Below are 24,956 nucleotides of genomic sequence, written 5' to 3'. Positions count from 1 at the left end.
TGCGGGCGGGGTTTCCGGTATCAGCGCGTGCCGGTCAGGCGGCTCGGCCGGTAGTCGGTGAAGGCGGCGCCGTCGAGGCCCAACTCGTCGGCGCTGCGCTGGAGTTGGGCGGCGGAGGCGGCGTCGTCCCAGCGCCCGGTGTCCAGGCGGTGTTCCACCGCGTGCAGACCGGCGACCACTTCGGCGGTGGTGAAGTTGCAGTGGCTCTGACGGGCGACGTAGGCCTGGCGCAGGAGTGCGGAGTCGCCGGCCGCGCGGACCCGCCCGGCGAAGGCCGATTCCTGTTCCACGGGCACCAGTTGGTCGGCTGTGGTGTGGATGTCCAGCAGCGGAACGGCCAGGCTCTGCCCGGCGGTCGAGGTCCGCTTCAGACGGGCCACCGCGGCCGGGTCGGCCGTGATGTCCGCACCACGGGTGAGCTGGTTCAGATCGGTGCGCAGGTCGAGCCCGGCGTCGCGGTAGAGCGCCTCGACCTGCTTCGCGTGGGCGGATCCGCGCAGCAGCCCGGCGTAGTCGACGCCCTTGTTCCAGGACGTGTTGCCGCCGGCCGACTGTTCGACCGACCAGCGCGCCGGGACGATGAACCCGAGCAGCCCTTGAGCCAGCCACGCGTACTGCTGCTGCTCCTGGCCCGCGAAGTCACCGCGTGCGGGCGGCTGTTGACCGGGAGCCCAGTCGGTCAGGTTGAGGTAGGCGGCGGCAAGGGCGATGCGGGCACGTCCCGCCGGAGTCTGCTGCGCCGCTTCCACGGCCTTCGTGAGGCGGTCGGCGAGGGCGCCGCCGTCGGCCTGGCTGTCCAGGTTCACCAGGGCGTCGGCGTCGGCGGGGTCGAAGAACGTGGCCAGGGTGTACTCCGCGTCCAGCTGGTAGTTGTCCAGGTCGACACCGCCCGCGACCAGGCCGCACAGGCCGAGCGCACCGTCGACGCGTCCGGCGCCGTCACGGGCGATCCGGGCGTTGACGAGGCCGCCCATCGACTGGCCCACCGAGATGACCCGGGTCGGGGTGCCGACCTGGCGGCGGAACGCGGTGAGCGCGGCGAACTGGTCCCGCTCGGCCGATTCGAGCGCCCACATCGAGCCGCTCGGGTCGTAGGAGGAGCCGGCGAGGGCGTAACCGGCGGCCAGCAGGGCCTGGGCCGCCGCGGGCGACGGGGCGTCGGCAGCGGTCGTAGGGCCGAAGCCGTGGCTGAACAGGAGCAGGGTGCCGTTCCAGTTTTCGGGTGTGTCCGCGATCCAGGTGGCGCCGTCGGTCAGCGTGCCGGAGTAGTGGGCGGCGGTGGTGGCGTGGGCGCCGGTCACCGGGCCGAGGAGGGCGGTTGCGAGGGCGGTCGCGCAGGCTGCGGCGAGGGTCGAGAGACGGGGTCGGGGCATGACGGCGGCTCCGCGGGTCGAGTGCGGTCGAGTGGGGGAGCGGGCGGGAGGGCCGAGCTGGAAGAGCGCTGCGAATGTAGGGCTCTTTTTTCATTGCCGTCAAGAGACTGACCAATAAAGGAGCGGACGTGTCCGCGTGGGGGCGCACCCGATCCGGTGCGAGTGGGGATCAGCCCAGTGTCAGGGTGTCCAGCAGACGCGCGGCGGCGCGTGCCGCCGGGCGCTCCCAGCGGCTGGCCAGGCCGCGGAAGACGGTCTCCGCCTGGGCGGCCGGCCAGTCCGCGGGCAGGTGCTCGGCGGGCAGGTGCGGGTCCCGTCGTACGAGGTCCAACCAGTCTGTGTGCAGCAGGAGTTGGCCCGCGAGTTCGTCGCCGGAGGCTGCCGCGGGCAGCGGGTCGGTGCGGTCCCAGCGCTCCAGGAACGCCCGGTAGCGCGCGCCGATGGCCGGCACGTCGAAGGCCTGCTCGAGCACCTCGCGGACGTCGGTCGGCGACTCCACCTCCGCCCGGAACACCCGCAGATACGGCTCCAGGCCGAGGCCCGCCACCATCTCGCGGACGTCGACGGGCGCCGGGGCCACCCACAGGCCGTTCTGCAGGGGGCCGAAACCCGCCCAGATCAGCCGGGAGCGCAGATCGTGCCGTTCTCGGCTCCACGCCTCGGGCAGTGAGAAGCCGACCATCGTCCAGCGGCCGTCCCAGTCCCGGTTCACCGCCCCGGTGCGCCAGATGCGGTCGCGGCCGTCCGTCAGCACCTGGACGGCGTGCGGGGTCAGGCCGAAGTACGTCTTGCGGCCCTGGCGGCTGCGTTCCAGCAGATCACGTTTGACCATGCGGTTCAGGGTGGTGCGCACCGCTTCCTCGGTGCTGCCCAGCCTGCCGAGCGCGGCGATCACGCTGCCCGACGACACGGCGATGGGCCGCCCCAGCACATGGGCGCCGAAGAAGGTCAGCATCAGGGACTGGGTGCGCGGCTCGGGACCGCTCTCGGCGGCGGGTCCGACGGCGACATCGACACTGGTCACCGGCACAGCGTAGGCCCGGGGCGGGCGCGCGGTGCCGTTGGACCATGAACTGTGTCATGTCTGTAACGGCAGTTCGTGGTGTGCCGAATGATGATGCCGTCGACCTCGAGGCCGTCAGAAGGCGAAGGCCTCCGTCAGGCGCAGGTTGTAGCCGTCCTCTTCCATCAGGACGACCGTGACACCGAACGGGGAGGGGTGGTCCAGATCGAGGGGAGTGAAGGCATAGTCGACCGCGGCCTGCACGGGCGGCACCAGCTTGGCGTCGGGCTGGGGAGCCGGGGCCGGCTGCCAGTCCGGTGCGGCCGAGGCCGGGTCCTCGGCGTAGGGGAACTGGTGGAGCGTGTGGCCGTCCTTCGTGGCGTGCACCATGTTGAGGCAGGGCGACGGGCCGTCGACGGGAAGTTCGCAGACGGTGGCGACGTCGTGGGTCTCCCAGGCGAGGACGATCTCGTCGGCGCCTGCTGCCGCGGCGATGTTCGAGAGCGACGCGATCGCGGTGAGGGCGTCCCGGCCGGGTTCGACCGGGCGCAGCCAGATCAGGCCGACCAACTCGCCGCGCACGAGCGGCATGATGACCGGGCGCGGCACGGCACCTTCACTGAGACCCGCGACGTACGCGCTCTTCATCGACTCGGTCAGCGCGTCGAACGTACGCGTGTCCATGAACTCCCCATCCGCAGCGGCTGTGTGGCGTCCATTCTGCCCTTGTCGCGGAGTGCGGGAGGTCGCTCCTGGGAGTGAAAGGGGCCCCGGCTGGACGGGGGAGACCAGCCGGGGCCGCACACCCTGGACAACGGCCGACGGACCCGGGTTGTTCCCTCAGTCGAGATGGTCGGCGATCAGGATCGCGAACTCGTCCGGGGTGGCGAGGCGAATGCCGAGGGTCTCGGCCTTGGCGCGCTTGGAACCCGCGTTGTCGCCGGCGACGACCAGGGTGGTCTTCTTGGAGACGCTGGAGGAGGAGCGGCCACCGGCGCGCTCGATGAGTTCGTTCATCTGGTTGCGACTGAGCTTCTCCAGAGGGCCGGTCATCGCACCGGTGACGACCACGGTCATCCCGGCCAGCGGTCCGTCGGCCGCATCCGGGACCTCCACGCCTTCGGCCCCCGCCTCGTCCGTCACGGGAGCCGGCGGCGTCGCGCCGGGTTCGGTCATGTTCACCCCCGCGGCGGCCAACTTGTCGATGAGCGGGGCCAGTTCGACGAGTTCGGCGACGATCGAAGGGGCCTTCTCAGTGCCGATGCCCTCGACCCGCTGCATCGACTCCGCGTCTGCGGCGCGGATGTTGTCCATGGTGGCGAAATAGCGCGCGATACGGCGGGACATGGACCGGCCGGTGCCGCGCACCCCGAGCGCGCACAGCACCCGGGACAGCGGCTGCCCCTTGGCCGTGACGATCGCGGCGAGGAGGTTGTCCGTGCTGGTCTCGCCCATCCGCTCCAGGCCCAGGAGTTGGTCGCGGGTCAGGGCGAACAGGTCGGCGAGATCGGCGACCAGGCCCGCCTCGACGAGCTGGACGACGCGGGTGTGGCCCAGCCCCTCGATGTCGAGCTGATCGCGGCCGGCGGCGTAGGAGAGGGCGGCGACCAGATGGCAGTTGCGGCCCTGTTCGCAGCGCCAGCGCAGTTCGCTGGTGTCGATGCCGGAGCCGCAGCGCGGACACACCTCGGGGAAGACGATGGGCTGTTCGTCGCCGGTTCGCAGATGCGCGACAGGGGCTTCGACGCGCGGGATGACGTCGCCGGCCCGGTGGACCATCACATGGTCGCCCAGGCGCAGGTCGCGGCGGGTGATGTCGCCGGGGTTGTGAAGGGTGGCGTAGGTGATGGTGGCCCCGTCGATCTCCACCGGTTCCAGGACGGCGCGCGGGGCGATGATGCCGGTGCGGCCCACGTTCCACTCCACCTCCAGCAGCCGGGTGATCTTCTCCACGGCCGGGAGCTTGTAGGCGATCGCCCAGCGCGGGGCCCGCGAGCCCGACCCGGCGGCCCGCTGGTCGGCGGCGAGGTCGGCCTTGATGACGATCCCGTCGATCCCGAACGGCAGCCCGGCCCGCAGCGCGCCGATCTCCTGCACCCGGGTCAGCACCTCCTCGACCGTGTCGGCGGTGATGCCGGGCACGGGCGTGGTGGCGGTGGTGTTGACGCCCAACTCGGCTGTCCGGTCCATGAGTTCGCTGTGCGCCAGCTCGCCCAGCCGCTTCGCGAGCCCCGCCTCCGTACCGGCGAGGGGGAGCAGGCCGTAGCCGAAGAACGTCATCGGCACGGTGTAGGCGCGTTCCTTGGCGCGCAGCGTGCCCGCCGACGCGCCGCGCGGGTTGGCGAACGGCTGCCCGTCGTGCGCGGTGCGCACCTCGTTGGCGTGCTCGAACTGGGCGGTGGTCATGAGGACTTCGCCGCGCACCTCGACGGTGACCGGCTCGGTCAGCTCGGCGGGCAGGCCCTCGATGGTGCCGATCGCGTGGGACACGTCCTCCCCGGCCGTCCCGTCGCCGCGCGTGATCAGCCGGGTGAGGCGGCCGTCGACGTAGCGGGCCGCGATCGCCAGGCCGTCGAGCTTCGGCTCCACACTGAACCGCGTGACCTCGTGGCCGGTTCTTCGGGCCAGCGAGACGGTCCAGGCGGTGAACTCCTCGGCGGAGAAGACGTTGTCCAGGCTCAGCATCGCCACCGTGTGCGGGACGTCGCCCTCGACCGCGCCGCCGGCGACCTTCCCGGACGGGGACTCGGGCAGCACCTGATCGGGATGGTCGGCCTCCCACGCGGCGATACCGCGCACCAGCCGGTCGTAGGAGTCGTCGTCCAGCACCGAGGTACCGCCGGTGTAGTAGGCGGCCGAAGCCTTCACCGCGTCCTCGACCGCCTGCGCGTAGCCGGCGGCATCCACGATCACTGCAGCTGGTGTAGTCATGACGTCCATCCTGCCTGCCACCACTGACAATGCCCCGGGCGCGAGCGGCCGGGGCGCACGGGGTCCGGTGCCCCTCAGTCCTCCGGCTCGGACGTGCGCTGGAGGTCGGCCCGGCCCTCGGCGGCGCGGATGAAGCGGGTCATGCCGAACTGGCTCGTGCCGGAGGTGTCCTGGGGAGTGCCGGCCGTCGTCTCGCTGGAGCGGGGCGCGGACGGCAGGACGTAGGGGCGGCGGAGCACCTCGTCCAGGATGATCACCGTCTCGGTGGCGCGGACCGCGGGGATCGTGGACAGCCGGTCGGTGACCAGGCGGTGCACGGCGGAGACGTCGGCCACCCGGATCTGGATCATGGCGTCGTGCTGGCCGGTGGTGACGGCGCAGTACTCCACCTCCGGCATCTGCGCGAGCGCCGTGCGGAACTGCTTCCACAGTTCCTGGCGGACCGTGACGAAGATCAGGGCGCAGATCTCAAGACCGACCCGGGTGTGGTCGACACGGGCGCTGAAACCGTTGATCACACCGTCGGCACGCAGTGCCTCGAGGCGGGTGTAGGCGTTCGCGCGCGAGACACCGACGCGTTCCGCGAGGGCCGCGACGGAGATCCGGCCCTGGGTGCGCAGGACGTCGAGGATTTTGAAATGCACCGAATCCAGACCAAGACCGATGCCGATCCGTCCAGAGCGGCGTTCGCCCGGGGGCTCCAGAGTGGACTGATCTTCCATGTTCGCGCCTCTCCGTGGATTTTCGTCTCGCGCTGGTCCCGTCGGCCGAGAGTCCTGGTTAGTTTCGGCCCACCCTAACGGCGAATCGTCCAGGTCCCCTCCCGGTGTCCGTCCGTTCCCGCCCGGCCTTCTTCCGCTCCGCCCTGCTCACGGAGGCACGCATGCCCAGATCCAGTGCCGGGTCGTACCCGGTGGCACTCTCCCTCGTCGCGGTCGCCGCGCTCGCCCTGAGCGCCTGCTCCGGCGGTACGAGCGCCTCCGGCTCCTCGGCCGGCAAGACCCTGGTCGTCGACACGTCGTTCAATCTGAAGACCGCCGACCCGGGCCGTGAGTTCGAGCCGACCGGGCAGATCGTGGACAAGGCGCTCTACGAGACGCTGCTGACCTTCAAGGGCTCCGACGTCACCAAGCCGGTGCCGGGCCTCGCCTCCTCGTACGAGCAGTCCGCGGACGGAAAGACGCTCACCCTGCACCTGCGGACCGGCGCGAAGTTCGCGGACGGCAGCGCGGTCACCGCCGACGACGTCGTCTTCTCGCTGAACCGGGTGATCGCGCTCAAGGGCAACCCGTCGTTCCTCCTCGACGGCGTCACGGTCACCAAGACGGACGCCTCGACGGTCACCCTGGTGTCGAAGAAGGCCAACCCCGCCCTGCCCTTCATCCTCCCCAACCCCGCGCTCGGTATCCTCAGCGCCAAGACGGTCCAGGCCCACGGCGGCTCGGCGAGCTCGACGGACGGCGCGGAGAAGTACCTCAACACCACGTCGGCCGGCTCCGGCCCGTACACGCTGACCTCGTTCAACACCAACACCGAGGTCGTGCTGACGAAGAACCCCAAGTACACGGGTGCGGACAAGCCGACCTACGACAAGATCGTCATCCGCAACGTCCAGGCCCCCACCCAGAAGCTGAACGTGCAGCGCGGCGACAGCCAGATCGCCCTCGACCTCACCTCCGACCAGGTCAGCGGGCTCGCGGGGGGACTCAAGGTGGACAGCGGCGCGTCCTCGGACGTGATCTTCCTGCTGCTCAACCGGAACACCAAGGTCAGCTCCACGACGGCCGACGCCAAGTTCGCGGAGGCGGTGCGAAAGGGCATCGACTACAAGAGCCTGCTCTCGCTCGCAGGCACCGGCTCCGTCCAGCCCGCCGGGATCATCCCCTCGACATTCCTCGGCGCGCTGCCCGCCTCCGAGGCCGCCGGCCGCGACCTCGCCGGGGCGAAGGCGGCCCTGAAGGCGAGCGGGATCGCCAAGCCGTCCGTGACGCTCGGCTACGCCAGCGACCTGACCGTCGACGGACTCTCCCTGCAGACCCTCGCCGAACGGGTCCAGGCCCAGCTGAAGGAGGTCGGCATCACCGTCACGCTGGCCCCGGCGCCGACCACCACGGAACTGGACAACTACCGCAACGGAAAAGAGCAGTTGGGCCTCTGGTACTGGGGCCCGGACTACCCGGACCCCAGCGACTACCTGACCTTCCTGCCCGGCAACCTGGTCGGCCTGCGCGCGGGCTGGAAGGCCGGCGCCGACCCCGCCCTCACCGCGCTCGGCGACAAGGCCGCCACCACGATCGGTGACGACACCCGCAAGACGCTGTACGAGCAGATCCAGACCAAGCTGAACGCCGACGGCCCCTTCATCCCGCTGATGCAGCCGAGCCGCAACACGGTCTACGCCGAGTCGGTCACCGGCGTCGCCTACAACCCCGTATGGACGATCGATGTCGCCGCGCTGGGCGCGAAGTAGGGACACAGGGGGCGGCAGACGGCTCCTCGCCCGCCACCCCCTCGCCCGCTTCCTCCTCCGCCGTACCGCCACCGCCGTGCTGCTCGCCATCGGCGTGACCCTGGTGACGTTCGTCCTCACCAACCTCGTCCCCGGTGACCCGGCGGCGGCCAACCTCGGCCAGCGGGCGATCGGCGACCCGGCGATCGTCGCCCAGTGGCGGCACGCGAACGGCCTGGACAAGCCGCTGCCCGTCCAGTACGTCACCTACCTCGGCAACCTGCTCCAGGGCGACCTCGGCGAGTCCCAGCAGAGCCACCAGTCGGTGCTCACCGACCTGTCCACCGCCGTCCCCGCCACCCTGGAACTCGCCGGGGCCGCGATCGTCGTCTCCCTGGTCGTGGGCGTGGCGTTCGGTGTCGTGGCGGCGCTGCGCCGGGACCGCTTCACCGACCAACTCCTGCGTGTCATCAGCCTGTTGGGCGTGTCGGTGCCGACGTTCTGGCTGGCGCTGCTCGCCTTCTACATCTTCTTCTACCGCCTCGGCTGGGCCCCGGGCAGCGGTCGCCTCGACCCCGGCACGACCGCCCCGCCGCACGTCACCGGCCTCTACACGGTCGACGCGGCACTGGCGGGCCAGTGGCCGGTGTTCTGGAACGCGGTGGGTCATCTCGCCCTGCCCGCACTGGTGTTGACGGCGTACACCGTCGGCCTGCTCACCCGCTTCACCCGCTCCGCCGTCCTGGAGGTCCTGAACCAGGACTACGTCCGAGCGGCCCGCGCCAAGGGCCTGCCCGGCCGGACCGTCCTCTTCCAGTACGTGCTCCGGGCGGCCCTCGTCCCCGTCGTCACGGTCGCCGGACTGGCCTTCGGAGCGTTGCTGTCGGGCACCGTCCTGGTGGAGTCGATCTTCGCCTGGCCGGGCCTCGGCGCCTACGCCTACCGCAGCGCGACCACCCTCGACCTGCCCGCCGTCATGGGCGTCGGACTCGTCGTCGGCCTGGTGTACCTGACCGTCAACCTCGCCGTGGACGTCCTGTACGGCGTGATCGACCCGAGGGTGAGGGTGCAGTGAAACGCAGTCCTGAAGGGGCCGTGAAACGCAGGTCTGAAGGGGCGGCGAAGTTCTCCCTGCTACGACGGCTGCCACCCGCCTGGCGCCGCCCCCTCGCCGTCACCGGCGGCCTGGTCGCCGTGTTCTGGCTGCTGATCGTGGTCGCCGCCCCGCTGCTCGCCCCGCACGACCCCCTCGCCCAGAACCTGCCCCGGCTGGCCGCCCCCGGCGCCGGACACTGGTTCGGCACCGACGAGTTGGGCCGTGACGTCCTGAGCCGGGTGCTGTACGGCGCCCGCGTCTCCATCCCTCTCGCCCTCCTGCTGGTGGCCATGTCCCTGCTGGTCGGCGGGGTGTTGGGAGCCTGTGCCGGGTTCTTCGGACGCTGGGTGGACGAGACCGTGATGCGGATCGCGGACCTGGTGTTCGCGTTCCCCACCGTCATCCTCGCGATGGTGGTCGCCGCCGCGCTCGGCGCCAGCCTCCAGAACGCGGTACTGGCCGTCCTGGTCGTGTCCTGGCCGTCGTACGCACGCGTCACCCGGGGCCTGGTGATGGGGCTGCGCAACCGTGAATTCGTGCTCAGCGGAAGGCTGTTGGGCTTCTCCGCCTGGCGTTCGCTGCGCGTCGACATCCTGCCCAACGTCCTCGGGCCGCTGCTCGTCCTGGCCACCCTCGACATCGGTACGGCGACGCTGCTGCTGTCCGGGCTGTCCTTCCTGGGGCTCGGTGCGAAGCCGCCGACCGCCGAGTGGGGCGCCATGGTGGCGGACGGTACGCAGCAGTTCGACAAGTGGTGGATCGGGGTGTTCCCGGGCCTGGCCATCCTCACCGTCGTGCTCGCCTTCAACTTCCTCGGCGACACGCTCCGGGACGCCCTCGACCCCGGCACGGCCCGAACCCTCGGCGCGGAGAAGGAGCGTGTCGCATGACCGCCGGCAATGTGCTGGAGATCAGCGGCCTCACCCTCGACCTGGCCGGCCGTCGCATCCTCGGCGGCGTCGACCTCGCCGTACGGCCCGGTCAGGTGCACGGGCTCGCGGGGGAGAGCGGCTCGGGCAAGACGATGACCGGCCTCGCCGCGCTCGGTCTGCTGCCGCCCGGCTCGCGCACCGGCGGCCGGATCGAGCTGGAGGGCACCGACCTGCTCACCCTCCCGCCCCGCCAACTGGCCGCGCTGCGCGGGCGATCCGTGAGCATGGTGTTCCAGGACCCGTCCACCAGCCTGCACCCCATGCTCAGCATCGGACACCAGCTCACCGACCACCTGCGCCACCACCTGAAGCTGGACCGCAAGGCGGCCAAGGCACGGGCCGCCGAGCTGCTGACCCAGGTCCGCATCCCCAACCCCCTTGAGGCGCTGGGGCGTTACCCGCACCAGTTCTCCGGCGGGATGCGCCAGCGCATCGCGATCGCCATCGCGCTGGCCTGCGAACCGAAGGTGCTGATCGCCGACGAGCCGACCACCGCCCTCGACGTGACCGTACAGGCAGGCGTGCTACGGCTGTTGCGCGGCCTGTGCGACGAACTCGGCCTCGCCGTCCTGCTGGTGACCCACGACCTGGGCGTGATGTCCGCGATCGCCGACGAGGTGAGCGTGATGCGCCACGGCCTCGTCGTGGAGACCGGCCCGCGCGGCCGGGTCCTCACCGAGCCGCGGCACGAGTACACCCGTCAGCTCCTGGACGCGCTCCCCGGAAGGAGCACCGTATGACCCCCCTCCTCTCTGTCGACGACCTCGTCGTCCAGTACCACCGGCCGGGCGCCTCGCCGACCCGCGCCGTCGCCGGGGTCAGCCTCCAGGTGCGGGCGGGCGAAGTCGTGGGCCTGGTGGGCGAGTCGGGCTGCGGCAAGTCCACCCTGGCCCGCGCGGTCTGCGGCCTGACCCCGGCCGCGGAGGGGCGGATCACCTACGACGGCACGCAGGTACGACCGCTGCGCGTCCGCCGCCGCGACCCGGCCCTCACCGGCATCCAGATGGTCTTCCAGGATCCGTACGGCTCCCTCAACCCCCGGCGCCGGGTGGGCGCTCAGATCGCCGACGGCATCCGTACCGCGAGCGGGCGGGGGGAGGCGGCGGACGGGGCGACCCCGGAGGACCTGCTGACCCGGGTCGGACTGCCGGCGGAGGCCGCCGAGCGCTATCCGCAGGAGTTCTCCGGTGGCCAGCGGCAGCGCATCGCCATCGCCCGGGCGCTCGCCGCCCGGCCCCGGCTGCTCGTCGGGGACGAGCCGATCTCCGCGCTCGACGCCTCCGCGCAGCTCCAAGTGGCCACGCTGATGCGGTCGTTGGCCGTCGAGTCGGGCGCCGGGCTGCTGTTCATCAGCCATGACCTGTCCGTCGTACGGCTGATCGCGGACCGGATCGCGGTCATGTACCTGGGGCGGATCGTGGAGACCGGCCCCACCGCAGAGGTCTGGGCCGACCCGCGACACCCTTATACCCGGGCCCTGTTGGCCGCCGTACCCAAGCCGGACGGAGCGGGTGTGCTACCCGCCGAACTCCCCGGCGATGTCCCCGACCCCGCCGAACCGCCGAGCGGCTGCCGCTTCCATCCCCGCTGCCCCCAGGCCTTCGACGGCTGCGACCGCGAGGAACCGCAGTTGATCGCGGGGGGTGTCGCGTGTCGTCTGTACGCGGCGTGAGCGGGAGAGGTGGCGGTGGCCGTGCGCTCGCCGCACCGCCGATCCGTACCTCTCGCGGCTCGCGCGCGGCGCCGTTCCACCCAGGCATCGCTTGATCGCGGTGCTTCGCGCGCCGTCCGTGTGCCCGGGGCTCCCTTCCGCACGCGGCGGAACCTCGCCCGCAGATCGTCCGACAGACCTCACGCCGAGCCTCGCGCCGAACCCCACGGAGAGCCGATGTCCGCCACCCCGCCGCCCGACGGCGACCACCCCCGCCAGCCCGCCGCGCCACTCACGAGCCTCTACCCGGCCGACCGCCTCCACCGCGCCCAGGAGGCCACGGCCCGCGCCGGTCTGGACGCCCTGCTGATCTCGCCCGGCGCCGACCTGCGCTATCTGACCGGCTACGACGCCCTGCCGCTGGAGCGGCTGACCTGCCTGGTCCTGCCGGCCGAGAACGACCCCTTCCTGCTCGTCCCGGCCCTGGAGGAACCCGCCGCGCGAGCGTCTCCGGCCGGCGGTCTGGGCATCGAGATCACCGGCTGGCAGGAGACCGACGACCCGTACGCGCTCGTCGCGGCCCGGCTGCCCGCCCGCACCGTCCGCGTCGGCGTCGACAACCGCATGTGGGCGGAGAAGACCCTCGCCTTCCGTGCCGTACTGCCGGGCGTGGAGCAGGAGTTGGCCGGAGGGGTGCTCAACGGGTTGCGGATGCGCAAGACCCCGCAGGAGGCCGACGCCCTGCGCCGGGCCGGTGCCGCCATCGACCGGGTGCACGCCCGCATGGGGGAGTGGCTGCGGGCCGGACGCACCGAACGCGAGGTCGGCCGGGACATCGCGGACGCCATCGTCGCCGAGGGCCATGTGCGGGCCGACTTCGTCATCGTCGGCTCCGGCCCCAACAGCGCCAGCCCGCATCACGAACTCTCCGACCGCGTGATCCGCCCCGGCGACCCGGTGGTCGTCGACATCGGCGGTACGACCCGGGACGGCTACTGCTCCGACTCGACGCGCGTATACGCGATCGGAGAGCCGCCGGCCGAGTTCCGTCGCCTCTACGACGTGCTGCTGCGCGCCCAGCGCGCCCAGACCGACGCCGTACGACCGGGTCTGACGGCCCATCAACTCGACGCCGTGGGACGGGACATCATCACCGATGCCGGATACGGGCCGCACTTCATCCACCGCACGGGCCACGGCATCGGACTGGAGAGCCACGAGGAGCCGTACATCGTCGCCGGCAACCCGCTCCCGCTCGCGCCCGGCATGGCCTTCTCCGTCGAGCCCGGCATCTATCTGCCCGGCCGGTACGGAGCGCGGATCGAGGACATCGTGATCTGCGCCGGCGCCAGCGGCGAACGCCTCAATCGCAGGCCACGGGACCTGGTCGTACTGCCCTGATCGCCCCGCTCCACCAGCCACCCACCCCGAGGATCCGCCATGCCCGCTCCACCGCCCCCCTCCGCCCGTCCCGCCGCCGACGGCGGTGCCCGCCCGGGTGGCGCGCCCGCCGAACTGGCGGCGGTGTGGACGGTGATCACGGGAATGTACGAGGGCTACACCGCGGGCGACCGGGAGCGCATCGACTCCTTCCTCGACCCCGAAGCCACCATCTGGGACTCGGCGACCCGCGAACTCATCCGGGGCAGAACGGAGTTGAACAACGTCCGGGACGGCCGCCCCACCTCCGAGGACGGCCCCGACGAGACCGGCCTCACGGCCTACGACCAAGTCGTGGACGTCTTCGGGGACTTGGCGTTGGCCCGCTACTGGCTACGGGTCGACTACCGTGCGGCGCCGCCGGAACTGGCCCGCATCACGGCGGTCCTGCGGCGGGCCGGTTCCGACGGTCACTGGCTCGTCGTGCATCTGCACGAGGACATCCACGGGCAACTGGCGACCGATGGCGGCCAGTTGGCCTGACGTCGGCGATCGCACCCCTAGTATGTCGGGTCGGAGCCCGGCCGAGTCGACCTCACGGTGGATCCGGTGATCGTCGGGCCCGCTCAAGGAGGACATGTTCCGTGCTTTCGCTCGATGGCTCCGACCCCTCGCACATAGGCCGCTACCGTCTGGTCGGCAGACTCGGTGAGGGCGGGATGGGGAAGGTGTACCTCGCCCGGTCGCCCGGTGGCCGTCCCGCCGCCGTGAAGGTGATCAACGACCACCTCCGGCACGACGAGCACGCCCTGAGCCGGTTCCGCCGCGAGGTGGAGACCCTGGGCACGGTCCGCAGCGCGTACACGGCCTCGCTCATCGACGCGGAGCTGGACACACCGCCGTACTGGCTGGCCACCGAGTACGTGCCCGGGCCCACGCTGCACGCCGCCGTCGCGAGCGGCGGACCGCTCCCCGCGGACCTGGCGCGGGTCATGCTGGCCGCGCTGGCCGAGGGGTTGGAGGCCATCCACGTGCGCGGTGTGTGGCACCGGGACCTCAAGCCGCACAACGTCATCCTCTCCGCCACCGGCCCGCAGCTGATCGACTTCGGCATCGCCAGGTCCACCGAGGCGTCCAACCTCACGCAGGCCGGCAGCGCGATGGGCAGTCCCGGCTACATCGCGCCGGAGACCTTCACCGGCGGCCGTACCGGTCCGGAGGCGGACGTGTTCGCCCTCGGGGCCACCCTGGCGTTCACCGTCACCGGCCGACCGCCCTACGGGGACGGGCCGTTCGCGGCCGTGTCCTACCGCTCGGTGCACGGGGAGATCGACCTGCGGGGAGTGGACCCCGGTGTCGCCGAGCTGATCGAGGCCTGCGTGCGCAGCGATCCCGCGCAGCGCCCCACCCCGCAGCGCATCGTCGAACTCGCCCGCGCCGAGGCCGACCTCGTCCACCACCCCGCCTACCAACGCGCCCTCGCCGTGGGCTCGTTGACGGACCGGGAGCGTGCCGCGACCGTCGCCGACCTCGGGGGCGGCGCGGTCTCCGCCGCCCCAGACGCGGTGACGGCAACCCTGGATGGCGCCCGGCAGCACCACGCCCTCACGCTCCTCGCACCCGAGGCGGGCCTCGACACCCCCGCACCGGGGGCCTACGGTCCCCACCCGCCGGCCCAGGCGGACGGTGGCGGGACCCGACGCGGGCGCCGCGCGCTGTGGGCCGCCATCGCCGTGGCCTCGCTGGTCGTCGCCGGCAGCGGCGCGCTGCTGCTGTCCCACGCCTTCCAGGACAAGAGCTCCACCTCCGGCCACGCCTCACCGTCCGCGAGCGCCGGCCGGAGCACCGACACGTCGGCCGGTCCGTCCGCGAGCGGAGCGACGGCGTCTCCCTCGGCCTCCAGTACGGGTGCGGGCAGCCTGGCCGACGCCGTGGTGGTGAAGCCGCCCTTCACGTTCGAGCCCGGGAAGTTCGTGGAGACCGTGCGCTCGAAGCTGATCATGCAGGCGGACGGCAACCTGGTGCTCTACGACAAGGACGGCACCGCGCACTGGGCGAGCCAGACCTCGGGCGAGGGGAACACGGCGGTGTTCCAGGCGGACGGCAACCTGGTGGTCTACAACGCCCAGACGCAGCCGGTGTGGGCCAGCAACACAGGAGGCACCAACGGGGCGACCCTCAAGGTGCTGGAGGACGGCAACATGGTCATCGCGACCGACGGCGGGGTCGTGTGGCAGACCAATACCGCGCATTGACGGCACGGTGGATTTGAGGGCTCAGGGGATCCGCGCGACCGCCGCGTAGATCCCGCTGCCCTCCGGGGTCCCGTCCGGCGCCGGGGGGTTCCACTCCGTCGCCGTCACCAGGCCGGGCTCCACCAGGTCGAGGCCGTCGAAGAAGCGGGCGACCTCCGGGCGGGTGCGGAAGCCGAGCTTGATGCCGCCCTTGGCGTACTCGGCGGTGACCTGCGCGGCCAGCTCGGGGTAGAGGTCGGACGCGGCGTGCGACAGGACCAGATAGCTGCCGGACGGCATGGTGGCGACGAGGTCGCGGACGATGCCGTGGGCGTCCTGCTCGTCCGGGACGAAGTGCATCAGCGCGATCAGCGAGAGGGCGACCGGACGGCCGAAGTCCAGGACGTGGCGGGCGTGTTCGACGATGGCCTCGGGCTGTCGTACATCGGCCTGGATGTAGTCGGTGACCCCGTCGGGGTGGCTGATCAGCAGGGCTTCCGCATGGCGCAGCACGATCGGGTCGTTGTCGGTGTAGACGACCTTCGCGGCCGGTACGGTCCGCTGCACGATCTGGTGCAGGTTGGGCGCGGTGGGGATGCCCGTGCCGATGTCCAGGAACTGGTCGATGCCCCGGCCGGCCAGCCAGGTCGCCGCGCGGTGCATGAACTGACGGTTCTGCCGGGCCGCGTCCTTCGCCTCGGGCGGCAGTTTCTCCCCCACGGCCTCGTCGACCGGGTAGTTGTCCTTGCCGCCCAGCAGCCAGTCGTAGACCCGTGCGGGATGTGCCTTGCCGGTGTCGATCTGCGGGGCCGACTGCGGGTCGGACGTCATGGCAACTCCATCGTGCCGAGCGGACGGATCGGGACGAGCTCTCGATCATCGTACTCGGGACGGTCATGTGGCCTGTGGGGGAGGGGAGTTGGGCCCGCCGGGCCGGTCACCGGCCCGGCCCCCCACGGATGTCACTGAGCCCGCAGGTCCTTGACCCGGCGGATCTTGCCCACCGAGCGCTCCAGCGTCTCGGGGTCGACGATCTCCACGTCCACGGTCACGCCCACACCGTCCTTGACGCCCTTGCCGATCGCCGCCGCCGCGGCCGTCCGCTGCTCGGGGCCTGCGCCGGGGCGGGCCTCGGCGCGGACCGTCATGTGGTCCATCCGGCCGCGGCGGGTCAGCTGGATCGTGAAGTGCGGGGCGACGGCGGGGGTGCGCAGGATGATCTCCTCGATCTGGCTGGGGAAGACGTTCACCCCGCGCAGGATGATCATGTCGTCGCTGCGGCCGGTGATCTTCTCGATCCGCCGGAAGGCCGGGCGGGCCGTGCCGGGCAGCAGCCGGGTCAGGTCGCGGGTGCGGTAGCGGATGATCGGCAGCGCCTCCTTGGTGAGGGAGGTGAAGACCAGTTCGCCGCCGTCGCCGTCGGGGAGCACCTCGCCGGTGAACGGGTCGACGACCTCCGGGAAGAAGTGGTCCTCCCACACATGGAGGCCGTCCTTGGTCTCCACGCACTCCTGCGCCACACCGGGGCCGATCACCTCCGACAGGCCGTAGATGTCGACCGCGTGGATGTCCATGCGCTCCTCGATCTCGCGGCGCATCTCCTCCGTCCACGGCTCGGCGCCGAAGATGCCCACCTTGAGGGAGCTGGTGCGCGGGTCGATGCCCTGGCGCTCGAACTCGTCGAGGAGGGTCAGCATGTAGGACGGGGTGACCATGATGATCTCGGGCTCGAAGTCCTGGATGATCTGCACCTGGCGGGCGGTCATGCCGCCGGAGGCGGGGATCACGGTGCAGCCCGCGCGCTCGGCGCCGTAGTGCGCGCCCAGACCGCCGGTGAACAACCCGTAGCCGTACGACACATGGACCTTGTGACCGGGACGGCCGCCGGCCGCGCGGATCGAACGGGCCACCACGTCCGCCCACATGGAGAGGTCGTTCTCCGTGTAGCCGACGACCGTGGGGCGGCCGGTGGTGCCGCTGGAGGCGTGGACGCGGCGGACCTGGTCCATGGGGACGGCGAACATGCCGAAGGGGTACGTGTCCCGCAGGTCGGCCTTGGTGGTGAAGGGGAACCGGGCCAGGTCCTCGAGGGTGCGGCAGTCACCGGGTTTGACACCGGCCTCGTCGAACTTGCGGTGGTACAGCTCCACGTTGTCGTAGGCGTGCCGCAACGTGGCCTGGAGCAGGCCGAGTTGGTGCGCGCGCAGCTCCTCGCGGGTGAGGCGCTCGGCGGGGTCCAGCAGCGCTTCGGGCAGCGGTTCGCCCAGGCGTGGGCTCGCGGCCACCGGGGCCTTGGGATCGCTGCTCATGGAGACTCCTTCGTCCTCGTGCTGTTGATACTGCGGCTCCGTCCCCGGAACTCCGCGATCACCTGGTCGCCGCGCTCCACGGTCACGTCGTAGATGCCACTGCGGCCGAACCGGGTGCGCTCCCTCGCGGTCGCCACCAGGACGTCGCCCTCGTGCGCCGGGGCCACGAAGTCGATGTCGGCGCCGGCGGCCACGGTCACCGGGCCGTGGCTGTTGCAGGCACAGGCGAAGGCGGAGTCGGCGAACAGGAACAGATAGCCGCCGTGGGCGGTCCCGTGTCCGTTGACCATGGCCGGGGTCACGGTCATACGGAGCACGGCGGTCCCCTCGCCGTGCTCGACGAGCTCGATACCGAGAGCCCGGGACGCCTCGTCCGCGGCGAACATCTTCTCCGTGGGACCGGGGGCCGTGTTCGTGGCCTGCGTCATTTTCCACCACCTTGTGGACCGACCGAACATTCGGTTAGCGTGCGGCACGGCCAAGTAATCCAGCATCACCACTGCCTGTCAAGAGGTGGAACGCATGCCCCAGACCAGCTCCGAGACCTCCTCCGACGAGGTCTATCTGATCGACGGGGCCCGCACCCCGCAGGGCCGCTACGGCGGCGCCCTGGCCTCCGTACGGCCCGACGACCTGGCGGCGCTGGTCGTCGGCGAGGCGGTCCGCCGGGCCGGGATTCCGGCCGACGAGGTGGACGAGGTGATCCTCGGCGCCGCCAACCAGGCCGGCGAGGACAACCGGGACGTGGCCCGGATGGCCGTCCTGCTGGCCGGGCTGCCGCACACCGTGCCCGGCTACACCGTCAACCGGCTCTGTGCCTCGGGGCTGACCGCCGTGGCCTCGGCCGCGCAGGCGATACGCGCCGGAGAGGCCGACCTCGTCGTCGCGGGCGGCGTCGAGTCGATGACCCGGGCGCCGTGGGTGATGGCCAAGCCCGGCACCCCGTGGGCCAAGCCGGGGGAGGTGCACGACACCTCACTGGGCTGGCGCTTCACCAACCCGCGCTTCGCCGCCCAGGACACCCTGTCCATGGGCGAGACGGCCGAGGAGGTCGCCGCGCTCGACGGCATCACCCGCGCCGATTCCGACGCGTTCGCGCTGCGCAGCCATCAACGGGCCGCCGCCGCCCAGGAGTCGGGTCACTTCGACCGGGAGATCGTGCCGGTGGTGGTGAAGGGCGGCGAGGTGACCCGCGACGAGGGCCCGCGCCCCGGCACCACGCTGGAGAAGCTCGGCTCCCTGCGCACCATCTTCCGCGACGGCGGCATCGTCACCGCGGGCTCGTCCTCGCCGCTGTCCGACGGCGCCGCCGCCCTGGTGGTCGCGAGCGGGGCGGCGGTCCGGCGCCACGGGCTCACCCCCAGGGCCCGCATCGTCACCTCTGCCTCGGCCGGAGTGGAGCCCCACCTCATGGGCCTCGGCCCGGTCCCCGCCACCGAGAAGGCCCTCGCCCGCACCGGATGGGGGACCGGCGACCTGGACGCCGTAGAACTGAACGAGGCCTTCGCCGCCCAGGCGCTCGCGGTCGTGCGCCGTCTCAAGCTCGACGAGGACAAGGTCAACGCCGACGGCGGCGCCATCGCCCTCGGCCACCCCCTCGGCTGCTCCGGCGCCCGCATCCTGCTCACGCTGCTCGGCCGACTGGAGCGGGAGGACGGACGTAGGGGTCTGGCCACGCTGTGCGTCGGCGTCGGCCAGGGTGTCGCCATGCTCGTGGAGCGGGTGTGAGCGCCCCCGGGTCCTACGACACCCTCCGCGTCGAAGAGCGCGCGGACCGAGTCGTCGTCACCCTGCACCGACCCGAGGCCCGCAACGCCATCAGCGGGCTGATGATCCGCGAACTGCACGCCGTCTGCGAGCAGTTGGAGCAGGACCCGAAGTTGCTCCTGCTCACCGGCCGCGGCGGGGTCTTCGCGGGCGGCGCCGACATCGCGGAGCTGCTGGAGCGCGGTCGGGACGGGGCGCTGCAGGGCATCAACAGCCGGCTCTTCGAGCGGGTGCGCCGGCTGCCGATGCCGACCCTCGCGGCGGTGGACGGCTGGGCGCTGGGCGGCGGCGCGGAACTGTCGTACGCCTGTGATCTGCGGATCGCCGGTCCGGACGCCGTCTTCGGCAACCCGGAACCCGGCCTCGGGATCCTCGCCGCGGCCGGTGCCTGCTGGCGGCTGCCCGAGCTGGTCGGCGAGTCGGTGGCCAAGCAGGTGCTGCTCGCCGGACGGAACCTCGACGCGGCGGCGGCGCTGGCCGCAGGCCTTGTCATCGACGTCGTACCGGCGGAGAAGCTGCTGGACGAGGCCCACGCGCTGCTCGACCGGATGGCCCGGTCCTCGGCAACGGCCTTGAGACTCACCAAGCTCGTGGTCGACTCGCCGGGCGCCCACCCGATCGCCGACGACCTTGCCCAAGCTGTGCTCTTCGAGGGGCAGGACAAGAGGGACCGTATGACACGCTTCCTGGAGAAGAGGAGTAGCCGCGCATGAGCCCAACACCCCACTCCGCGCCCGCAGTTGTAGGGGTCATCGGCGGTGGCCGGATGGGCGCCGGTATCGCGCAGTCCTTCGCTGCCGCCGGGTCGTCCGTGACCGTAGTGGAGAGCGGTGAGCGGGCCTCGGCCGCCGCGCTGGACCGGGTCGCGACCGGACTGAAGCGGGCAGCCGAGCGCGGTCTGCTCCGTGAGCCCGCGGAGCAGGTGCTCGCCCGCGTCACCATGACGGACTCCGTCGACCGTCTGCCCGCCGACGCCGCCCTGGTCGTCGAGGCCGTCCCCGAGGACGCCGGGCTCAAGGCCCGGGTACTCGTGGCGGCCGAACGGGCGGTGGGCGCGACGACCGTGCTGGCCACCAACACCAGCTCCCTGTCGGTCACCGAACTTGCCGCCGCGCTCACCCGGCCCGGCCGCTTCCTGGGCATGCACTTCTTCAACCCGGTGCCCGCCTCGGCGCTGGTCGAGATCGTCGTCGCGCCCGGCACGGAGGCCGCGGTCGTCGGTGCCGCCCTGGACTGGACGCACGCCCTCGGCAAGAAGGACGTGACGGTCAAGGACTCGCCCGGCTTCGCCAGCAGCCGCCTCGGGCTGGCGCTCGGCCTGGAGGCGATCCGCATGGTCGAGGAGGGCGTCGCCGAGCCGGAGGCGATCGACGACGCGATGAGCCTCGGCTACAAGCACCCCATGGGGCCGCTGCGGCTGACCGACCTGGTCGGCCTCGACGTACGGCTGGCCATCGCCGAATACCTCCACTCCACCCTCGGCGAGCGCTTCGCCCCGCCGCGGCTGCTGCGCGACAAGGTGGCGCGCGGTGAACTGGGCCGCAAGACGGGACAGGGGTTCTACACGTGGGAGTGAGCAAGGGCAGGCGGACGGCGTTTCGCGGGCCGCTGACCAGCCATTCACCCGGCAGGTCTTGCCTCACCGGGGGAAACCCTTCACACTGGGAACCGAACGAATGGTCGGTAGGGGAGTTGAGGTGTCGATGACGAGCACAGGCACGGAGGCGTCAGCCGCCGACCGGGACGAGACGCGGTTCGAGGAGCAGTTCGACGCCACGATCGCGAAGGACCAGCGGATCGAGCCCCGCGACTGGATGCCCGACGGCTATCGCAAGACCCTGATCCGGCAGATCGCGCAGCACGCGCACTCCGAGATCATCGGGATGCAGCCGGAGGGTGACTGGATCACCCGCGCGCCCTCCCTGCGCCGCAAGGCGATCCTCTTCGCGAAGGTGCAGGACGAGGCCGGACACGGGCTGTATCTGTACTCGGCCGCCGAGACCCTGGGCGCGGACCGCGCCGAACTGACCGAGGCGCTGATCGAGGGCCGGCAGAAGTACTCGTCGATCTTCAACTACCCGACCCCGACCTTCGCCGACGTCGGCGTGATCGGCTGGTTCGTGGACGGCGCGGCGATCTGCAACCAGGTGCCGCTGTGCCGCTGCTCGTACGGGCCGTACGCGCGGGCCATGGTGCGGGTCTGCAAGGAGGAGTCCTTCCACCAGCGGCAGGGCTTCGAGCTGCTGCTCACGATGATGCGCGGCACGGACGCCCAGCGGGCCATGGTCCAGGACGCGGTGGACCGTTGGTGGTGGCCGTCGCTGATGATGTTCGGTCCGCCCGACGACGACTCGCCCAACTCGGCCCGCTCCATGGCCTGGAAGATCAAGCGGCACAGCAACGACGAACTGCGCCAGCGCTTCGTCGACATGACCGTCCCGCAGGCCGCGAAGCTCGGAGTCACCCTGCCCGACCCGGAGTTGAGCTGGAACGAGGAGCGCGGCCACCACGACTTCGGCACCCCCGACTGGTCCGAGTTGCAGCGCGTGATCAAGGGCGACGGACCGCGCAACGCCGAGCGGGTCTCCCGCCGCCGGGCCGCCCACGAGGAGGGCGCCTGGGTCCGGGAGGCGGCCACCGCCCACGCGGCCAAGCAGGCCGCCCGTACGAAGCAGACCGAAGGAGCGGCGGCATGACGCAGGACTGGCCCCTGTACGAGGTGTTCGTGCGCGGCAAGCGCGGACTGAACCACGTCCACGTCGGCTCGCTGCACGCCGCCGACGACGCGATGGCCCTCACCCACGCCCGCGACCTCTACACGCGGCGCAACGAGGGCGTGTCCATCTGGGTCGTGCGCTCCGAGCACATCGCCGCCTCGACCCGCGACGAGAAGGACCCGTTCTTCGCGCCGAGCGCCGACAAGGTCTACCGCCACCCCACCTTCTACGACATCCCCGACGACGTCCCCCACATCTAGGAGCAGGGAATGAGTGACGACCACGTCTATCTGTCCCTGGCCGAGGGGCACGACGACAGCGACGCCCGCTGGGCCTTCGGCACCGGCTTCGAGGACCCGCTGCACGGCGTCGACCAGAGCGTGCCGGAGGGGACGGACACCGCCCAACTGGCCGCGTACTGCCTGGCACTCGGCGACGACGCGCTCGTCAGCGCGCAGCGGCTGGCCCAATGGTGCACGGCCGCACCGGAGTTGGAGGAGGAGGTGGCCCTCGCCAACATCGGGCTCGACCTCCTCGGCCAGACCCGCCTGCTCTACGCGCGTGCCGGCCAGGTAGACGGCACGGGACGCGGCGAGGACGCGTACGCCTACTTCCGTGACGCCGACGCCTTCCGCAACGTACGGCTGGCCGAACTCCCCAACGGCGACTTCGCGTTCTCCATCACCCGCCTGCTGGTGCTGTCCTCCTGGCGGCTGGCCCTCTTCGAGCGTCTCGCCGTCACGACGTCGGACCCGGTGCTCGCCGCCATCGCGGCCAAGGGCGTCAAGGAGCTGGCGTACCACCGTCAGTACGCCGCCGAGTGGGCCGTCCGGCTCGGCGACGGCACCGAGGAGTCGCAGCGGCGGATGCGGGACGCGCTGGCCGCCGTCGCACCCTACGTGGACGAACTCTTCGCGGAGACAGGGGAGTTGAAGGCCGAGGTGCTGGCCGTACTCCGCCAGGTCACCGACGCCGCCGGGCTCGCCTGGCCCGAGACGGCACCGGTCCCCGGACACGGCCGCGACGGCGACCACACCGAACACCTGGTCCCGCTGCTCACCGAACTCCAGAGCGTGGCCCGCGCCCACCCGGAGGCGACATGGTGACCACCCTGCTCGACGCGCGGCGCGCCCGGCACATCGCCGCGCAGGTGCCCGACCCCGAGATGCCGATGCTCACGCTGGCCGACCTCGGCGTACTGCGTGACGTCGAGGTGCGCGAGGACGGCACGGTCGTGGCGAGCCTCACGCCGACCTACTCCGGCTGCCCGGCCATGGCCGAGATGCGCGCCGAGGTGGCCGCGCGGCTCACGGACGCGGGGTACGCGCGCGTGGAGATCCGTACGGTCCTCACCCCGCCCTGGAGCAGCGACTGGATCACCCCGGCCGGCCGCGCGAAGCTCGCCGAATCCGGCATCGCCCCGCCCGGTGCCGCCCCGCGCGGCCCGGTCGAGCTCACGCTGTCGCCGACCCGCCGTACGGTGGCCTGCCCCCGCTGCGGGGCGACGGACACCGAGGAGACCTCGCGCTTCGCCGCGACCTCCTGCAAAGCCCTGTGGCGGTGCCGCGCCTGCCGCGAGCCGTTCGAGTACGTCAAGGAGATCTGATGGCGAGCCCCCACCACTCGATTGTGGCGAGCCCCCGACACCTGCTCGCGATGACTGCGGTGAGCGCCCGGTCCCTGCTCGCGGAGAGTCCGGCGAGTCTTCAACTCCGGTCCGTGGAGGGCGCGGTGAGCGCCCGGTCCGCGTTCGCGGAGAGTCCGGCGAGTTCTCAACTCCAGCTCGTGGAGGGCGCGGTGAGCCGCCGGTTCCCGGTTGCGGAGGGCGCGGTGAGCGCCCGGTCTGCGTTCGTGGAGAGTCCGGCGAGTCTTCAACTCCGGTCCGTGGAGGGTGCGATGAGCCGCCGGTTCCCGCTCGCGGCGAGCCCGGTGAGCCCCCAACTCCTGCCCGTGAAAAGGACGGTGGACCAGTGACCGCCCCGGCCCCCACCACCCCCGCCCGCCCGGCGCGTCGCCGGCCGGCCTTCCACGTGTTGCGGGTCGCCGCCGTCGAGCCGCTGTGCGAGGACGCCGCCGCGATCAGCTTCGACATTCCCGAGCACCTCGCCGAGGAGTTCGCGTACCGGCCCGGTCAGTCGCTCACGCTCCGCCGTGAGGTCGAGGGGCGCGACGAGCGCCGTTCGTACTCCATCTGCTCCCCGGCGGGGGCGCGCCCGCGCATTGGTGTACGGGTCGTTCCCGGCGGCCTGTTCTCCTCCTGGCTGGTCGACGAGGTACGCCCCGGAGACACCGTCGAGGTGATGGCTCCGACCGGCGTCTTCACCCCCGACCTGACCGTCCCCGGCCACCATGTCCTGATCGCCGCCGGCTCCGGCATCACCCCGATGCTGTCCATCGCGGAGTCCGTCCTCGCCGCCGACACCCGCTCCCGGGTCACGCTCTTCTACGGCAACCGGCGCTCCGACACGGTGATGTTCGCCGACGACCTCGCCGACCTGAAGGACCTGCACCCCGGCCGGTTCCAGCTCGCGCACATCCTGTCCCGCGAACCGCGCGAGGCCGAGATCCTCTCCGGCCGCCTCGACGCCGACCGGCTCAGCACGCTCGTCGACGCGCTCGTGGACGTGGAGACCGCCGACCACTGGTGGCTGTGCGGCCCGCACGGCATGGTCCGCGACGCCCAGCAGGTCCTCGCCGGACTCGGCGTCCCCGCCGAACGGGTCCACCAGGAGCTGTTCTACGCCGACGACGAGCCCGTCCGGCAGAACGAACACGTCGACAAGGCCTACGACGGCCCGGTCAGCCAGGTGAGCGTCACGCTCGACGGGCGCACCACCAACTCGGCGCTGCCCAAGGACACTTCGATCCTCGACGGTGCCCAGAAGACCCGGCCCGACCTGCCCTTCGCCTGCAAGGGCGGCGTCTGCGGCACCTGCCGCGCACTGGTCACCGACGGGACGGCGGACATGCGGCGCAACTACGCCCTCGAACCGGCCGAGGTCGAGGCCGGTTACGTCCTCACCTGCCAGACCTTCCCGGTGTCCGACACGCTCGCCGTCGACTACGACAGCTGACACTTCTACGGACGTGAAGAGCGGGCCGGGAGAGATCCCG

At 71.7% G+C, this 24,956-nt stretch carries 25 protein-coding genes; 17 read left to right on the top strand and 8 right to left on the bottom strand.

The genetic code is table 11. The features are described from left to right. Positions 1–20 precede the first annotated feature (20 nt). The 5 genes from SSP08S_RS49575 to SSP08S_RS57640 form a co-directional block, all read right to left on the bottom strand. Entirely contained in the window at positions 21–1,373 is a 1,353-nt protein-coding gene (locus SSP08S_RS49575) for a hypothetical protein (RefSeq protein WP_019075110.1), read from the bottom strand. A 169-nt stretch (positions 1,374–1,542) separates the two neighbouring features. Continuing rightward, the gene (locus SSP08S_RS49570; protein ID WP_019075109.1) at positions 1,543–2,403 is read right to left on the bottom strand and encodes a PaaX family transcriptional regulator; all 861 of its coding nucleotides are present in this window, start codon (positions 2,401–2,403) and stop codon (positions 1,543–1,545) included. Positions 2,404–2,511: 108 nt separating this feature from the next. Then, the gene (locus SSP08S_RS49565; protein WP_019075108.1) at positions 2,512–3,060 is read right to left on the bottom strand and encodes a hypothetical protein; all 549 of its coding nucleotides are present in this window, start codon (positions 3,058–3,060) and stop codon (positions 2,512–2,514) included. A 156-nt stretch (positions 3,061–3,216) separates the two neighbouring features. After that, on the bottom strand, positions 3,217–5,307 hold the full coding sequence (ligA, locus tag SSP08S_RS49560) for an NAD-dependent DNA ligase LigA (protein ID WP_043260382.1): 2,091 nt from the start codon (positions 5,305–5,307) through the stop codon (positions 3,217–3,219). A gap of 74 nt (positions 5,308–5,381) precedes the next feature. Then, positions 5,382–6,029, bottom strand: a complete 648-nt coding sequence (locus tag SSP08S_RS57640) for an Lrp/AsnC family transcriptional regulator (RefSeq protein WP_019075106.1) — start codon at positions 6,027–6,029, stop codon at positions 5,382–5,384. Between the two features lie 161 nt (positions 6,030–6,190). Between SSP08S_RS57640 and SSP08S_RS49550 the strand changes: the two genes are divergently transcribed. The 8 genes from SSP08S_RS49550 to SSP08S_RS57635 all read left to right on the top strand — a co-directional run bounded on the left by SSP08S_RS49550 (position 6,191) and on the right by SSP08S_RS57635 (position 15,070). Next, on the top strand, positions 6,191–7,777 hold the full coding sequence (locus tag SSP08S_RS49550) for an ABC transporter substrate-binding protein (protein ID WP_026179495.1): 1,587 nt from the start codon (positions 6,191–6,193) through the stop codon (positions 7,775–7,777). Beyond that, positions 7,752–8,831 (top strand): ABC transporter permease, encoded by a 1,080-nt coding sequence (locus SSP08S_RS49545; RefSeq protein ID WP_019075104.1) that lies wholly within the window; start codon positions 7,752–7,754, stop codon positions 8,829–8,831. Before SSP08S_RS49550 ends, SSP08S_RS49545 begins: the two co-directional genes overlap by 26 nt. 20 nt (positions 8,832–8,851) lie before the next feature. Next, positions 8,852–9,742: an ABC transporter permease gene (locus SSP08S_RS49540; protein ID WP_019075103.1), complete on the top strand. Its 891-nt coding sequence runs from the start codon at positions 8,852–8,854 to the stop codon at positions 9,740–9,742. Next, positions 9,739–10,524, top strand: coding sequence for an ABC transporter ATP-binding protein (locus SSP08S_RS49535; protein ID WP_019075102.1), 786 nt, complete (start codon positions 9,739–9,741; stop codon positions 10,522–10,524). Before SSP08S_RS49540 ends, SSP08S_RS49535 begins: the two co-directional genes overlap by 4 nt. Then, positions 10,521–11,456 carry an ABC transporter ATP-binding protein gene (locus SSP08S_RS49530; RefSeq protein ID WP_019075101.1) on the top strand — a complete coding sequence of 312 codons (936 nt, stop codon included), beginning with the start codon at positions 10,521–10,523 and terminating at the stop codon, positions 11,454–11,456. Before SSP08S_RS49535 ends, SSP08S_RS49530 begins: the two co-directional genes overlap by 4 nt. A 216-nt stretch (positions 11,457–11,672) precedes the next feature. Continuing rightward, positions 11,673–12,836: a M24 family metallopeptidase gene (locus SSP08S_RS49525; RefSeq protein WP_019075100.1), complete on the top strand. Its 1,164-nt coding sequence runs from the start codon at positions 11,673–11,675 to the stop codon at positions 12,834–12,836. A gap of 39 nt (positions 12,837–12,875) precedes the next feature. Continuing rightward, on the top strand, positions 12,876–13,358 hold the full coding sequence (locus tag SSP08S_RS49520; RefSeq protein WP_019075099.1) for a DUF4440 domain-containing protein: 483 nt from the start codon (positions 12,876–12,878) through the stop codon (positions 13,356–13,358). 101 nt (positions 13,359–13,459) lie between these two features. Then, entirely contained in the window at positions 13,460–15,070 is a 1,611-nt protein-coding gene (locus SSP08S_RS57635; RefSeq protein ID WP_051106143.1) for a protein kinase domain-containing protein, read from the top strand. Between the two features lie 21 nt (positions 15,071–15,091). Here SSP08S_RS57635 and SSP08S_RS49510 read toward each other — a convergent pair whose 3' ends face one another. From SSP08S_RS49510 to paaI, 3 genes are all read right to left on the bottom strand, one after another. Next, a complete protein-coding gene (locus SSP08S_RS49510) occupies positions 15,092–15,880 on the bottom strand; it encodes an SAM-dependent methyltransferase (RefSeq protein ID WP_019075098.1) in 789 nt (262 codons plus the stop codon). A 131-nt stretch (positions 15,881–16,011) separates the two neighbouring features. Further along, positions 16,012–17,358, bottom strand: coding sequence for a phenylacetate--CoA ligase PaaK (gene paaK, locus SSP08S_RS49505; RefSeq protein ID WP_019075097.1), 1,347 nt, complete (start codon positions 17,356–17,358; stop codon positions 16,012–16,014). Beyond that, entirely contained in the window at positions 17,355–17,786 is a 432-nt protein-coding gene (gene paaI, locus SSP08S_RS49500; RefSeq protein WP_019075096.1) for a hydroxyphenylacetyl-CoA thioesterase PaaI, read from the bottom strand. The genes paaK and paaI overlap by 4 nt, the downstream gene beginning before the upstream one ends. A 94-nt stretch (positions 17,787–17,880) precedes the next feature. Between paaI and SSP08S_RS49495 the strand changes: the two genes are divergently transcribed. The 9 genes from SSP08S_RS49495 to paaE all read left to right on the top strand — a co-directional run bounded on the left by SSP08S_RS49495 (position 17,881) and on the right by paaE (position 24,916). Then, complete coding sequence (locus tag SSP08S_RS49495) at positions 17,881–19,086, top strand: thiolase family protein (protein WP_019075095.1); 1,206 nt, start codon at positions 17,881–17,883, stop codon at positions 19,084–19,086. Then, the gene (locus SSP08S_RS49490) at positions 19,083–19,838 is read left to right on the top strand and encodes an enoyl-CoA hydratase/isomerase family protein (RefSeq protein WP_019075094.1); all 756 of its coding nucleotides are present in this window, start codon (positions 19,083–19,085) and stop codon (positions 19,836–19,838) included. Before SSP08S_RS49495 ends, SSP08S_RS49490 begins: the two co-directional genes overlap by 4 nt. After that, positions 19,835–20,701, top strand: a complete 867-nt coding sequence (locus tag SSP08S_RS49485) for a 3-hydroxyacyl-CoA dehydrogenase family protein (RefSeq protein ID WP_063739224.1) — start codon at positions 19,835–19,837, stop codon at positions 20,699–20,701. Before SSP08S_RS49490 ends, SSP08S_RS49485 begins: the two co-directional genes overlap by 4 nt. Before the next feature lie 127 nt (positions 20,702–20,828). Beyond that, positions 20,829–21,821: a 1,2-phenylacetyl-CoA epoxidase subunit PaaA gene (gene paaA, locus SSP08S_RS49480; protein WP_019075092.1), complete on the top strand. Its 993-nt coding sequence runs from the start codon at positions 20,829–20,831 to the stop codon at positions 21,819–21,821. Then, complete coding sequence (gene paaB / locus SSP08S_RS49475; protein ID WP_019075091.1) at positions 21,818–22,102, top strand: 1,2-phenylacetyl-CoA epoxidase subunit PaaB; 285 nt, start codon at positions 21,818–21,820, stop codon at positions 22,100–22,102. Before paaA ends, paaB begins: the two co-directional genes overlap by 4 nt. 9 nt (positions 22,103–22,111) lie before the next feature. Beyond that, the gene (gene paaC, locus SSP08S_RS49470; RefSeq protein WP_019075090.1) at positions 22,112–22,948 is read left to right on the top strand and encodes a 1,2-phenylacetyl-CoA epoxidase subunit PaaC; all 837 of its coding nucleotides are present in this window, start codon (positions 22,112–22,114) and stop codon (positions 22,946–22,948) included. Then, a complete protein-coding gene (gene paaD / locus SSP08S_RS49465; RefSeq protein ID WP_019075089.1) occupies positions 22,942–23,448 on the top strand; it encodes a 1,2-phenylacetyl-CoA epoxidase subunit PaaD in 507 nt (168 codons plus the stop codon). Before paaC ends, paaD begins: the two co-directional genes overlap by 7 nt. Further along, complete coding sequence (locus SSP08S_RS49460; protein ID WP_019075088.1) at positions 23,448–23,816, top strand: hypothetical protein; 369 nt, start codon at positions 23,448–23,450, stop codon at positions 23,814–23,816. Before paaD ends, SSP08S_RS49460 begins: the two co-directional genes overlap by 1 nt. After that, positions 23,813–24,916 carry a 1,2-phenylacetyl-CoA epoxidase subunit PaaE gene (paaE, locus tag SSP08S_RS49455; protein WP_019075087.1) on the top strand — a complete coding sequence of 368 codons (1,104 nt, stop codon included), beginning with the start codon at positions 23,813–23,815 and terminating at the stop codon, positions 24,914–24,916. Before SSP08S_RS49460 ends, paaE begins: the two co-directional genes overlap by 4 nt. The last annotated feature ends 40 nt before the right edge of the window (positions 24,917–24,956 follow it).

The sequence above is a fragment of the Streptomyces hokutonensis genome (assembly GCF_000376565.1).
In the GTDB taxonomy this organism is placed as follows: domain Bacteria; phylum Actinomycetota; class Actinomycetes; order Streptomycetales; family Streptomycetaceae; genus Streptomyces; species Streptomyces hokutonensis.
This window is presented reverse-complemented; position numbering and strand designations above follow the sequence as displayed.